This is a genomic window from Pandoraea pneumonica (genome assembly GCF_049918595.1).
In the GTDB taxonomy this organism is placed as follows: domain Bacteria; phylum Pseudomonadota; class Gammaproteobacteria; order Burkholderiales; family Burkholderiaceae; genus Pandoraea; species Pandoraea pneumonica_A.
Map to the genome: position 1 here is coordinate 727,200 of NZ_JBNCRZ010000001.1, position 12,210 is coordinate 739,409.

General features: G+C 61.0%; 11 protein-coding genes. 4 read left to right on the top strand and 7 right to left on the bottom strand.

Going from position 1 to position 12,210, the window contains the following annotated elements; genetic code table 11:
- Window positions 1–26: 26 nt before the first annotated feature.
- The 4 genes from ACPWR9_RS03440 to ACPWR9_RS03455 all read right to left on the bottom strand — a co-directional run bounded on the left by ACPWR9_RS03440 (window position 27) and on the right by ACPWR9_RS03455 (window position 3,967).
- Window positions 27–896 carry an alpha/beta hydrolase gene (locus tag ACPWR9_RS03440; RefSeq protein WP_426296457.1) on the bottom strand — a complete coding sequence of 290 codons (870 nt, stop codon included), beginning with the start codon at window positions 894–896 and terminating at the stop codon, window positions 27–29.
- Between the two features lie 94 nt (window positions 897–990).
- The gene (locus ACPWR9_RS03445) at window positions 991–2,124 is read right to left on the bottom strand and encodes a C45 family autoproteolytic acyltransferase/hydolase (RefSeq protein ID WP_426296456.1); all 1,134 of its coding nucleotides are present in this window, start codon (window positions 2,122–2,124) and stop codon (window positions 991–993) included.
- Window positions 2,125–2,241: 117 nt separating this feature from the next.
- Window positions 2,242–2,922 (bottom strand): FMN-binding negative transcriptional regulator, encoded by a 681-nt coding sequence (locus tag ACPWR9_RS03450; protein ID WP_426296455.1) that lies wholly within the window; start codon window positions 2,920–2,922, stop codon window positions 2,242–2,244.
- 52 nt (window positions 2,923–2,974) lie between these two features.
- Complete coding sequence (locus tag ACPWR9_RS03455) at window positions 2,975–3,967, bottom strand: alpha/beta hydrolase fold domain-containing protein (RefSeq protein ID WP_426296454.1); 993 nt, start codon at window positions 3,965–3,967, stop codon at window positions 2,975–2,977.
- A 156-nt stretch (window positions 3,968–4,123) separates the two neighbouring features.
- On the opposite strand from ACPWR9_RS03455, the gene ACPWR9_RS03460 reads away from it, so the two are divergent.
- A complete protein-coding gene (locus tag ACPWR9_RS03460; RefSeq protein WP_426296453.1) occupies window positions 4,124–4,942 on the top strand; it encodes an AraC family transcriptional regulator in 819 nt (272 codons plus the stop codon).
- A 36-nt stretch (window positions 4,943–4,978) separates the two neighbouring features.
- Here ACPWR9_RS03460 and ACPWR9_RS03465 read toward each other — a convergent pair whose 3' ends face one another.
- The gene (locus ACPWR9_RS03465) at window positions 4,979–6,049 is read right to left on the bottom strand and encodes a porin (RefSeq protein ID WP_426296452.1); all 1,071 of its coding nucleotides are present in this window, start codon (window positions 6,047–6,049) and stop codon (window positions 4,979–4,981) included.
- Window positions 6,050–6,311: 262 nt separating this feature from the next.
- Window positions 6,312–7,340 carry a histone deacetylase family protein gene (locus tag ACPWR9_RS03470; protein ID WP_426296451.1) on the bottom strand — a complete coding sequence of 343 codons (1,029 nt, stop codon included), beginning with the start codon at window positions 7,338–7,340 and terminating at the stop codon, window positions 6,312–6,314.
- Window positions 7,341–7,472: 132 nt separating this feature from the next.
- Between ACPWR9_RS03470 and ACPWR9_RS03475 the strand changes: the two genes are divergently transcribed.
- A complete protein-coding gene (locus ACPWR9_RS03475; RefSeq protein WP_233328483.1) occupies window positions 7,473–7,964 on the top strand; it encodes an Lrp/AsnC family transcriptional regulator in 492 nt (163 codons plus the stop codon).
- A gap of 99 nt (window positions 7,965–8,063) precedes the next feature.
- Here the strand turns inward: ACPWR9_RS03475 and ACPWR9_RS03480 are convergent, their stop codons facing one another.
- Entirely contained in the window at window positions 8,064–9,161 is a 1,098-nt protein-coding gene (locus ACPWR9_RS03480) for a saccharopine dehydrogenase C-terminal domain-containing protein (protein ID WP_426296450.1), read from the bottom strand.
- Window positions 9,162–9,734: 573 nt separating this feature from the next.
- Here ACPWR9_RS03480 and ACPWR9_RS03485 point away from each other — a divergent pair.
- Together ACPWR9_RS03485 and ACPWR9_RS03490 are read left to right on the top strand one after the other, a co-directional pair.
- Entirely contained in the window at window positions 9,735–10,886 is a 1,152-nt protein-coding gene (locus ACPWR9_RS03485; RefSeq protein WP_426296449.1) for a porin, read from the top strand.
- A 190-nt stretch (window positions 10,887–11,076) separates the two neighbouring features.
- Entirely contained in the window at window positions 11,077–12,174 is a 1,098-nt protein-coding gene (locus ACPWR9_RS03490; protein WP_426296448.1) for an asparaginase, read from the top strand.
- Window positions 12,175–12,210: the final 36 nt, after the last annotated feature.

Here is a 12,210-nt window from a genome sequence, read left to right on the forward strand (position 1 = left end):
TTGGGACGACAGCGTGGGACGACTGCTTATGCCGCCGCGCGTTTTTTGCGCAGCACGTCGGCGAGGAAGTCCTGCACGGCAGGCACGGACTGCATGCCGTCGTGGGGCATGTTGTCGATCACGTCGAAGGTGACGTCGACACCCGCACGCTCGAACGAATCGCGCAGCGACGCGAGTCGCTCTTGCCGGTTGGCACCCGCCGAATTCGCGCCCGGCATGAAGTGCGGGCCACCCTCACGGTGCGTGATCTCCCACGTCTCGATGTCGGCCTTGCCGACCACCATATGCACCGGCACGCGACGCAACGCCTCGAGATCGAAAGCTTTGCCGTAGCGTTGCGCGATATCGCCGATGCCGACCCACCAGTTCTGGTTCGTGTCGAGCAGCGTGACCGAGCCCGGCGCGCCGATGGACAATGCCCACAGGCGTTCCGGGTGCAGATAACCGAAGCGGTTGACGAACTGACCGCCGCCCGAGTAACCGAACAACGCGAACTTGTCGAACGACGTTTCGTACTTGCGGCCCACTTCTTCGACCATGTTTAGCAGCACTTGGTCGTAGCGGATATCACCTTCCGCCAAATGCTTGAAGCCACCGGGGTTGCCGTCGCCACGCACGCCGACCGGGAACAGCGGGCACAGAATCAGGCAGTCTTGCCAACGGCCGAACTCGGCGAAGGCGTCGCGGTAGTTGGTGAACTGACGGCCCGTGCCGTGCACGACCACGACCAGTTCGACACGATGGCCGGGTTGCGTGATGGCCTTCGGCACGTACAGGGCGTAAGCGAAGCGCGGATCACCCGCGTGCGCGAAGATCGTTGTCGAGCCAAGATCGTAGAGATTGCGGGCTCGGGCTTCGGTGCTCAGGCCAGCGGAGTTTGCAGTGGATTTGGACATAGTCGTTGCGAATATCGGTGGTATTTGAGTGTTCTTAAAACTGCGACGGACGGTGCGCGGCTGCGGGCGCGCATATCGGCGCCCGGCCATCGCATTAGGCGTCGAGCAGCGTGGGCTCGCCCTTGAGGCGGTAGCGGGTGAAGACGCGATTGAGCGCGGGCATCGGGGCGACGTCCATTTCACCGACGGCCGGTTCCATGACGACCATCGCGACCGAGGCCGTCATCGAGTGCCGCACACCTTCGCGTGGCGGACGGGCCACGGAGAACGGCGTACCGAAATCATCGAACAACGCTTGCTTAAGGCTGTCGCGCGAAATCATCGGCGTGCTGTTGAGCAGCTTGCGCACGCGCCAGTCGCGGTAGTAGCTGTCGGCCGAATTCTCGCAACCGGTATCGACGAGCTTGGTGCGCGCCACGGGGCTCAGCCAGTGATTGGCGTGCACGATCAAATGATCGTCGCCCGGATAGAGCGGGAAAGCTTCGTTGGTGGTGCACTCGAAGTCGATAGCAAAGCCTTGCGCCATGCCCAGCATGATGTTGTTCGAACACGACTTGGGGGTCGTTGCGACCGCTTTGAGTGCGTTGGCGAACACCGGCTGATCGAGCACTTTGCGGCGAAGAATCGCCAGCGGCACGCCAAGCTGTTTGAAGTCGCGATCCGATTCGAGATAGTTGGCGGTGATGGACACACCCGCACTGTTCATGCCGCTGCGCGCCAAGCCGCCCGCTTCCACGAACGTCAGAAAATCGGGACCGTCGTCGCGTTGCACACGCAACACTACGCCCGTGTTGACGCAGTCGGCGCGCCAGTCCCAGTTCTGGGCGTGCAGCAGGTTGCCGCTGACCGAGCGCTCCGGCAACACCACCGCACCGGTACAACCGTCCTGAAGCTCTTCGCCTTCAGCGGCGACCTGATCCGCCCGAGCTTTTGCCAGCACTTCGGTGCGGGCGTTGATCATCAAGATGTCGGCGAACGGCACCCCTGCGCCATCGGCGATGCCGTGCATCTCATCGAGATACGTCGGATCGACGTTGCCGATGTGCCCTTCGAAGTGCTTGAAGAGCGCCGCGCGGGCGCTGGCGGTGTAACCGAGCTCATCGACCGTACGGCCATACATAGCAGCGCTCGCACGAACACGGTCTTGCGCCTGCTTGCCGTACTGCACGCCACGGTCGTAAGGGCGGCCGCTCACCGAAATGAAGGGGAACTGCTGGAATGTCGTCATCGTTTGACTAAGCTCCGGAAGGCCAAAATCTGTGACGCCACACCCACCGACGGCAGCGTTTGCACAGACACGGATATGATTTAGCCAATCATATTGGCGCCAATATCGGGAAAAAAATTATTTACGTGGGGGTTTACGCTGACTGTCATCGGCCCGTGATGACGCGCACTCGGTCACGTTCAACGTCTCGCGCATGAGCGCTGCAATCTCCCGGCCACCCGCGTCGTCGCGCGATTCCAGCGCCGCTATCACGCCGTGTTTGTCGGCATCGCTGTGGTCCTGATTGAGCTTGAGCGCGCCGTCCAGCCGCGAGACCTTCATCACGACCCCTGCGATTTTCGGCAGGCGAAGCGCCGTCATTTCCGCAGGGATGCCCGCGAACGTCCACTCGCCCGCCACCGGAACGTCGAACGTGTCGACCACCCGGTCGAGGATGTGCTTGATGCCGTCGGCATCGTCGACGACTTCGATATCCCCGTACGCATGAATCGCCGCGTAGTTCCACGTGGGGAAGGTGCGCTTCTCGTCGTACCAACTCGGCGAGATATAGGCACTAGGGCCCTGAAAGATGACCATGGCGGGGCTACCCTGGCGCAGGTCATCGTATTGCGCGTTGCGGCGCGACAAATGTGTGGTGAGCAACGTGTCGCCCTGCGCATTCACATCGATCAGGAATGGCAGATGTGTTGCGGTCATGCCCGATGCGCCGAACGTGACGAGGGCGGCGAATGGCCAACGGCGCATGAGTGCGCGCAGCGTGTCGGGGGAGTTCTCTTGATACGGTTCCGGGCGGTACATCAGAATTCCTGTTGGCAAAGGGTAGGAATGCGCTGGAGATCGGGGCAGCAACTCATGCCGTGCCGACGCATCGCTTGATCCACGCGGCTTGCTCGGTAAATGCCCGGTCGCTTATCGCGGCGATCGATACGGCTTCGAGAAAGCTATGCACGGTGCCCGGGTAGACGGTCGCGCTCACTGACACCCCGGCGCTTCGCAGCCGTTCGGCCATCTCGATGTTCTCGTCGTAGAGCGGATCGAGTTCCGCGATGGCGAAGCAGGCGGGCGGCAGTTGGTCGAGATTCGCGGTGATCGGGCGGCAGCGCGAATCGGACAGATCGTCGCGGTGATTGATGTAGCGATTCACGAAGCAGACCATGTCGTGCGACGACAGCGAATACTCGCCGCCACCGAAGCGCGCATACGAATCGCGCCACGGAATCATGTCGAACGCGCCGTAGTTAAACACCATGCCGCGCAGCAGCGGTTGCGCCGCGTCGCGCAACTGGAGTGCGGTGCCGAGCGACAAGTTGGCCCCTGCGGAATCGCCGCCGATCAGGAGTGCACCTGCGTCGATCCCAAGCGAATCCGCATGGCGATGGAGCCAACGCGTCACATCGACAATCTCTTCGAGCGCACGGGGGAAACGTGCTTCCGGGGCGCGTGAGTAGTCGATACCGACGACGGCAACGCCCGCACGTGCCGCGTATTCGCGCATCACGCGGTCATGCGTGTCGAGACTGAACACGACGAAGCCGCCGCCGTGCAGATAGATCAATGCGGGCAGCGTTGCAGGCTCGCTCGGGTAATAGACGCGAATACGCACGTCGGCATGACGGGTCGGCACCTGACGCTCGACGGTGCTGTGCATTTTCGGACCGCCATTGGCCCAACGGCGGCGGATCACTTCGAAGGCTTCACGTGCTTGCGTCGCCGTGACGAGATCCCAACGGGCGAACGCTGCACCGTCTTCGCTTTGCAGTGCCATGAAGCGCGTCATGTCGGGATCGATCGGCGACGGTGCGACATCGTCAACCGCATGAGGTAGGTAATTCTCTTTATTCATTTCGTGGTTCGGGTTGCTAATGTTGCAGTTAGGTAGCAGATGTCCTGGCGCTCGAGATGACATGCCAATGACAACGAACCGAAAAAATTTTAGAGTTCCAAAAATCTCGCCGCCTCGCGTGCAGGGACATCCAGTAGCGAAATCGGGCCAACATCCATGCAGAAAAGCACTCACTCCGTCGACTATCAGGACTTGCCCCGCCCGGTGGCGGTCATGGTGTCCGACTTCTCCGACTCCACGCTGCTCGATGCCGACCCGCCACACTCGCACCCACGCGCGCAGTTACTCTTCGCCGTCGAGGGCGTGTACACCATCGAGACGGCGACCGGCACATGGCTGGTGCCGCCACATCGCGCTGCATGGATACCTGCCGGGGTCACGCACAACTGCAATGGCCGCGGCCAAGCCATCCTCGCGTGTTCGCTCTACATCGAACCCGACGCGTCGCCCGAGCTTCCCATCGACTGCTGCATCATCGAAGTCTCGCCGCTGCTGCGCAGCCTCATCTCGGAAGCCATCGAGATCCCGTCGCTCTACGAGACGCAGGGGCGCGATGGGCGCGTGATGTCGTTGATCGTTGACGAAATCTGTCGCGCACCGACGGTGCCTTTGCACCTGCCGATGCCGAAAGACCCGCGATTGCTGCGCATCTGCCGCATGCTGCTGGCGGAGCCGGGGCATGAGGGCGATCTCGACGATTGGGCACGCGTGGGCAACATCGGGCGCCGCACGCTTACGCGCCTGTTCCGCAGCGAGACGGGCATCACGTTCTCGCTCTGGCGCCAGCAGTTGCGCTTGATGGTGGCCCTCTCCCGTCTGGCCGCGGGGGATGCCGTCACGACCATTGCGCTCGATCTCGGCTACGAAAGCCCGAGCGCCTTCACGTCGATGTTTCGCACCGCCATGGGCCGCACGCCGAAGGAATATCTCGGCGGTCTGGCACCTTCTTCGGCGGCGCGCCACGGCAAAGACTGACGCGTCTTGCACGATGGCGCGCGCCCTGCGCCATCGTCAGAACCGGTGGCGCACGCCAGCGACGGTGCCGAACTGGTTTTGCCCCGCGATCACGTTCACCCCCATCCCATCGACGCCGAGATTCGAGCCGTTTCGATTGAGCGCGTACGACAAATTCCAATACAAGTCGGTGCGCTTGGATAAGTAGTAGCCCAGCGCCAGCACAAACGACGTCGGGTCCTGCCCTGAACCGACGACATCGGTGTGATACACCGCGCCCGAGAGCGTGAGTGCAGGCGAGAAATGCTGCGTGACACCGGCCCAGTACAGATGCGTGTGCGTTTGCGTGGTACCGACCGTCTGTTGCAGATATCGATAGGCCGCGTAAAGGTCGGTGTTCGTCAGCTTGTAGGCAATTCCGACGATCACGCGTCGCGCCGTATCGTCGGCGGAGTCGATGGAGGAGCCCTGTCGTTGGTCGTACACGAGACCGACGTCGAGCGGGCCGCTCTGGTACATCACACCCGCGCCCATATCGCGGCCCACTTTCGTATGGCCCGGCACCTGTGCACCGTTAGGAATGGTCGAATCGTAGCCGCTGCTGTACATCGTGGAGAACGTGAGCCCACCGAATTTCCCTGTGTACTTGATGGTGTTGTCGGTGCGCGCTGCGAGGTACGGATCGTGCGCATAAGCGGAATACGCCGCCGCGTAGAACATCGGGTCGTAGCGAATGGAAATGTCGTACAGCAGGTTCTGCTGACGGCCCAGCATCACCGCGCCGAAGTTGCCGCTTAATCCGACGAATGCCTTGCGGCCGAACTCGCGTCCGCTCTGCCCACTCACGCCGGTGTTGGCGCTGAAGCCGTTTTCCAGCACGAAGATGGCTTTGTAACCGCCGCCGAGATCTTCCGAGCCGCGAAGCCCCCAACGCGAACCGGCCATGTTGCCCGACGTCTGACGCACGAGTGTGGTCTTTGCACCATTGGTGCCGGGGACATTCGTAAGGAATTCGATGCCGAGGTCGACGATCCCATAGAGCGTGACATTCGACTGCGCATGTGCGGCGGAAGTGAGTGCGGCCAGCGTGCCCAAGGCCACGCTCAGCCGGCAAAGGTGATGTTTCATATCGGTCTTCTCTGTTGGTGAAAAATCAAACTGCCGGAACTGATGTTAGGGGGCTGTTTTTTTGATCGCCCCGCCAACGAGGTCATCAAATCTCGAAATCGGGCCACACGATGACGACACATCAAACTGCCAATTCATCGTTCAATTTCTTTAAATCGAATGGACGAACAAATCCCGCCCGCGGCGCGGGAGACGCGCGCAGTTTCTATAGAAAACGGAGGATTTAGTGGCTTATTTTTCGCTGGCCAGCGTGATGTTCTCGCTAACCATTCGAGAACCCCACTAGGGTGTTACTCACGTTGATACCGATGTCTTCGACGCAGTATCCGCCCTCGAGCACGAATAGCGTTTTGCATCCGATTTTTGATATCTCTTTTCCGATACTCAAATAGTCTTCGCTTTCCATCGAGAATCGACTGATCGGATCTTTTTTAAATGTGTCGACACCGAGGGAGATCACGACGGCGTCTGGCGCGTACTCGGCAATGCGCTTGCAGGCGTGCGTGAGTGCGACGCGATAGCTCGCCCAATCGGTTCCGTGCGGCAGTGGCAGATTCATCGTGTAGCCAAGGCCATCGCCGATACCGCGCTCGTGTGCGTGACCGTGGAAGTAGGGGTAAGACTTGTCGGGTTCGCCGTGGATCGAGACGAAGAGCACGTCGTCGCGTGCCTCGAAGATGTGCTGCGTGCCATTGCCGTGGTGGTAATCGATATCGAGAATGGCAACGCGCGAGGCGCCCTGATCGATGAAGCCTTGGGCCGCGAGCGCAGCGTTGTTGAGATAGCAGTAGCCGCCCATCGCTTCGCGCGATGCGTGGTGCCCTGGCGGGCGACACAACGCAAACGCACTCGATGCCTCCTGCGCCACCACGTGCATCGCACTGAGCGCTACGTCGGCGCTGGTGCGCGCAGCGTCCCATGTGCCGGGCGTAATCGCCGCAAACGCGTCAGCGGCATAGAAACCCAACTTGGCTTCGATGTGCGCGGGTTCCATCTCGGTGGTCGCGCCTCTTACGGGCCACACCAGCGGCAACGCGTGGTGCGTGCGCCCTTCGGCTTGCCAAAGGTGCCAAGCGTTTTCAAGAAAGCGGACGTAACGCTCGCTGTGCACGGTCATGTAGGCACGGCTGTCGTGGCGCTCGGCCACGCGGCATTCGCCAAGCGCTGCGGCGCGAATCGACGCGAGGACATTGGCCGCGCGCGCGGGCGATTCCACACTCGGATGTTGTTCGCCATTCACCCATTCGGTGCCCTGGTGAATCAGATGTGCGTCGCTGTAAATGGTGAGCATGCTGGCTGCAAAACTGGCGCAGTTAGGTGTGTTTGAGCAGGCATCAGTATGTGGATCGGGGGTTGAAATTGCTTTGCTTTTCTTTTTGTCTGACTTAGATTTTTTGTAAAAATCGACTCATCGGCGAGACAAATGAAAAACAATCGACTCTATTCCGAGCTGGATGGCACCGATCGGCAAATTCTGAGCCGTTTGCAGGAAGACGGCAGCATCTCCACCGCGCAGCTCGCCGATGCGTTGTCGCTAAGCGTGACGCCGTGCTGGAGACGACTCAGGAAACTTGAAGACGAGGGATTCATCACCGGCTTTCAGGCCAATCTGGACCGTCGGCGTATGGGCTTCGGGCTGCTCGGCTTCGTGCAAATCGATTTCGACATTCATACCGATCACGACGCGCCTGCGCAGTTCGAGTTGGCGATTCGGCAATGCCCGGAGGTGCTGTCGTGTCACAAGGTGACGGGACAAGCTGATTACATGCTGGTGGTGGTGAGCGAGGATCTCGATGCGTACGGCGTCTTTGTCGATACCGTGCTGAAGATGCTGCCGGGTGTGACCGGCATCCACTCCACGCTTTCGCTGAAGGAGGTCAAAGCATCGAGCCGAGTGCCGGTGCGAGGCGTGTGAGGGCGACGGCATCGCGTCGCCCATTCAATGCGACTAATGCGACACTGCCCGCACCGGAGTGCGGGCAGTGATGGCTGCCAATTGGCTAGCGATTGCGACTTACGAAAGCGATTCGATGTGCGTCGAATGCGCGTAGGCATGACCGAAGCGGTTCGCCAGAAACTCGGGCAGCGCGATCTGTTCCTGACGGATGAAGCCACGCTGCGGCAGCTTCCCTGCGAAGAACAAATCCACCGCAGCGCATACGGCCGACGCCGTCGTGATCTGAATGGCGCTCGCGCTGTGTCCGTTGTTGCGCTCGGCGAAGATCTTGCGCGCGAACACTTCTTGCGTCAGCACACCGCTGCGCAGCCCGCTCACGACCACGAACACCAGGACCACGTCTTGCAGCGTGCTTGGCACGGCGCGTTTAAGCAGCGTCTTGAGCGTTTCCTGATCGTCTTTGAGGCGAAGCTCCCCAAGCAACACTTTCATCAACGCGCCATGCCCCGGGTAGCGCACCGACTTGTAGTCGAGATCGCGCACGCGGCCCGCGAGCGTCTCGCATAGCGTGCCGAGGCCACCCGAGGTGTTGAACGCTTCGTACTCGACGCCGTCGAGCGAGAAGTGCTCGAGATCTTCGAGCGGCTGCACCGTGATCGACGCGCCATCGCGAATGGCTTCGCACGGCTGACAGTACTCGTTGATCAGACCGTCCACACTCCACGTCAGGTTGTACTTCAGCGAATTCGTCGGGAAGGCGGGCAACGCGCCGACGCGCATTTTCACGACGTCGACCTGATCGAAGGCGGCGGCGAGGTGATGCGCGGCGATCGAAATGAAGCCAGGGGCAAGGCCGCATTGCGGCATGAGGGCGGTGTTGGCACCTTCGGCGAGCTGGGCGATGGCGTGCGTTGCCGCCACGTCTTCGGTCAGATCGAAGTAGTGGCAACCGGCGGCTACGGCGGCTGTCGCCGCGCTCGTGGCCATCGTATAGGGCAGTGCATTGACCACGGCATCGTGACCCGCGATTGCCTTCTGCAGCGTGCCCGTATCGCTATCGGTGAGCTCGTACACGGCGTCGGCGTTCTCTCGCACATGCGCCAGCGCCTGTGCGCTGCGATCGAACACACTCACGTGGTAATCGCCGCTATCGCGCAACAGACGAGCGATGGTTTGGCCGATATGGCCGGCGCCGAGCAAGGCAATCTTCTTCATGGTTTTTCCCCTGTCTTAGTGGTGATGGATGCCGCGCTGGCGACAAGACCGATGCCGCGCAAAGCCCCGTGTGGCGGGCTTTTACGCGGCGTCGAGGTCTCGCGCCGTTGCATCGATTCTAAGGAGAGGTGCTGATGAAATGTAGCGTGAAATCGTCGTAAGTTCGGCAAATTCTGACGTATTGACGATATCAACAGACGAATCGTATTAATGCGCGTGTTTTGGCAATAGGCGAAAGGCGCTTCGCCACGTTCGCGAGCGACGTCGCGCGAGGGATGAGTCGCCGGCGGGAGCTTGAGGACAGGGGGAATTCAGGCGGGATGGTGAGGCGTCGTGCAAGACGCACGATTGCTCAGTTATACGGCGGTTTCATGTCATCCCCATGAAACCGCCGCGCAATCTCTCATCTTCGTTTCGCTCGTTGCAACAGCGATACAGCGTGTGTGAAATTTCGTCGGTACACCTACAGATTCGCAGATGGCTTCGATATAGTTCGGCCCGAACCCACGGGGCGCCTGATGTCGGGCGATGGGGTTCGCATTATTTCAAAGCTATCGAATAAGGAATCGACCGATGAAAAAGACGCATTTGGCTGCGGCGCTGTGCGCACTTCTCGCTGCTGGCGCAGCGCAAGCCCAAAGCAACGTCACCCTTTACGGTGTTCTCGACGGCGGCTTCGCCTACGTCAACAACGTCGGCGGCAACAAGAACACGACCACGGCGGATGGCCTGCAATCGGGTAACCGTTGGGGCCTGAAGGGCTCGGAAGATCTGGGCGGCGGTCTGTCGGCAGTCTTCACCCTCGAGAACGGCTTCAACCTGATGAACGGTCAACTCGGCCAGGGCACCCGCGAGTTCGGCCGTCAGGCCTTCGTGGGTCTGTCGAGCAAGTCGTTCGGCACGCTCTCGATCGGTCGTCAGTACGACTCCGTGGTCGACTTCGTGAGCGGCCTGACGTCCGCCAAGCAATTCGCCACCAAGCTCGGCGCACACGTCGGCGACGTCGACAATCTGTACAACTCGTTCCGTATCAACAACTCGATCAAGTACACGAGCGCCAACTACGCCGGCTTCACCTTCGGCGGCCTGTATGGCTTCTCGAACCAGGCCAGCAATAGCACGAGCGGCTCGGGTTTCGCGAACAACCGCGCGTTTAGCGTGGGCGCCGCGTACGCCAACGGCCCGATCAAGTTCGGTATCGGCTACCTGGAAGTGAGCACGCCGTCGAGCACGGTCAACACCGGTGGCGCCGTGGTGGGCGACTACAGCGGTGACTTCTACACGACGCGCGTCGGCACGACGTCGTACGGTGTGGACAAGCAACGCGTACTCGCCACCGGCGGCAGCTACAACTTCGGCCCGGCAACGGTTGGCCTGGTGTACAGCAACACGCAGCTCAAGTATCTGAGCGGCACCGGCGCACGCGTGTCGAACTATGAAATCAACGGCACGTACAACCTGTCGCCGACGCTGCTGCTCGGCCTCGCCTACACGTACACCGACGCCAGCACGCGCAGCGCCACGCTCGCCAACCTGAGCCCGAAGTATCACCAGATCAACGCCGCAGTGGACTACCTGCTCTCGCGTCGTAGCGACGTGTATCTGGTCGGCATCTATCAAAAAGCCGCCGGTGACGCCGCTGCCGCATCGATCAACGGCGCGGGCGGTGCATCGAGCACCAAGAGCCAAGCTGCCGTCATCGCAGGCCTGCGTCATAAGTTCTAAGGCTTCGTCTTCGCGAGACGTGTAGTACCTCGTTTGAGTGCTCCAGTTTTAAGGGAGGTCCATCAGGGCCTCCCTTTTTTAATGGGGCGTGCATCCGAGCCTTTCGTTGTATCGGAAATATCGCCAATATGGCAAGGATCGCGCCGGCCTCCGGTGCGATCCCCCCCAACGAGAAGAGAGGAGCACATCTATGACGTTCGCGAAGCACCGCAAACCTGTCGTACTGCAAACCATCACGGCTGCCGCACTGGTATTCGCCGCGGGCGGCCACGCGCTCGCCGCAGACACCGCACCGGCCAAGCGCGCACCGCGCATTCTGGTGCTGGCCACTGGCGGCACGATTGCCAGCACGGGCGATGCTCGCTCGGCAATCGGCTACAACGCCGGCGGCGTCACCGGCGAGCAACTGACGGCCAGCGTGCCGGGCCTCGACAAGCTGGCGTCGATCAAGGCCGAGCAAATCTCGAACATCGGCTCGCAAGACATGAACAGCAAGGTCTGGTATCAACTGGCCGCGCGTATCAAACAAGCCTTCGAGCGCGACGAGGCCGACGGCATCGTGATTACCCACGGCACCGACACCATGGAAGAGACCGCTTTCTTCCTCGATAACGTGCTTGCCGTTAGCAAGCCGGTCGTACTGGTGGGATCGATGCGCCCGAGCACCGCTGTGAGCGCAGACGGCCCGGGCAATTTGTATGAAGCGGTGGAAGTCGCGGCCAGCCCGCAGTCGCAGAACCGTGGCGTGCTCGTCGTGATGAACGACACGATTCACGGGCCGCGCTGGGTCACCAAGACGAACACGACGTCCGTACAGACGTTCCACAACCCGAATGCTGCACCCCTCGGTTACGTCGACCCGGCCTCGATTCGGTATCTCTCCCCCGCGCCGGCAGGCCGTCAGCAGGCGCTCAACGTGCCGACGGGTGGTTTGCCGCGTGTGGACATCGTCTACGCGCACGCCGACATGGATGCTGTGCAGATCGATGACGCCGTCAAACACAACGCGAAGGGGATCGTGCTCGCAGGGGTCGGCGACGGCAACGCGTCGAAAGCGGCGCTCGACGCGTTGGAAGCGGCTGCACGTAAAGGGGTCGTGGTAGTTCGGTCGTCACGAGTGGGCAGCGGCTTCGTTAATCGAAACGTCGAAGTCTCGGACGACAAGACAGGTTTCGTCGTGTCCTACGATCTGAATCCGCAAAAGGCGCGGGTGCTCACGCAATTGTTGATCGGCAATGGCGTGACGGCTGCGGACAAAGTGCAGAAAGCGTTCGATGTGACGTACTGACGCTGCGGCTTCAATAGGTCGCTATAAGGGCGGGTT